This window comes from Dickeya sp. MK7, assembly GCF_000406305.1.
In the GTDB taxonomy this organism is placed as follows: Bacteria; Pseudomonadota; Gammaproteobacteria; order Enterobacterales; family Enterobacteriaceae; genus Dickeya; species Dickeya fangzhongdai.
Genome location: NZ_AOOO01000057.1, coordinates 1 through 778 on the forward strand (window position 1 = coordinate 1; position 778 = coordinate 778).

1 protein-coding gene is annotated in these 778 nt (G+C 71.5%); it reads left to right on the forward strand.

The genetic code is table 11. The features are described 5' to 3' along the window. Nucleotides 1–778, forward strand: a 778-nt coding sequence (locus DXXMK7_RS00070) for a hypothetical protein (RefSeq protein WP_038917310.1), incomplete at both ends; no start/stop codon positions are given.

A 778-nucleotide genomic window follows, 5' to 3' on the forward strand; every position in this document is an offset into this window, starting at 1 on the left:
GGGCTGTCGGTGCGCGGGGCGCTGACGGTGGATGGCCGTGAGTTGCACAACGGCGGACAGCTGGCCTCACAGGGGGCGCTGACGCTGAGCGGCAATTACGACGGCGCGGGCAGCCTGAGCAGTGAGGGCGCACTGAGCCTGCGCGGCAACACCCTCACCAACGACGGCGGCAACTGGCAGGGCAGGACGATAGCGGTCACCGGACAGCAGATGGACAACCGGGGTACGCTGAGCGGCGGTCGCGTCACGCTTGAAGGCGGGCCACTGACCAACAGCGGCGCCGTCACCGGGGTGGAGGCACTGACGGTGACCCTGCCCGGCACGCTGACCAACCGCGGGCGGCTGGAAGGGCAGACGCTGAGCGTGACGGCAGACCAGCTTGACAACAGCGGCACCCTGCTGGGGGTGGACGCGCTGACGCTGGCGATTACCGGCACGGCGCGCAACCGGGCGGACGGCCAGTGGCTGAGCAACGGCGCGGGCCGGCTGACGGCGGGCGTGCTGGACAATCAGGGCCGCTGGCAGTCCGGCGCGATTGACGCCACGGCGGATACGGTCCGCAACGCCGGCCAACTGCTCGGCCTGTCGGCGCTGACGCTGACCGCCCGCGACACCCTCGCCAACAGCGCCACCGGTCAGTTGCTGACGCAGGGGGCGGCGGTACTGAACGCCGCCACGGTGGAGAACGACGGCGGGTGGCAGTCCGGCAGCCTGCTGCTGACGGCGGCCAGCCTGCGTAACGGCGGGCAGATACAGAGCGACGGCACGCTGACGGCGA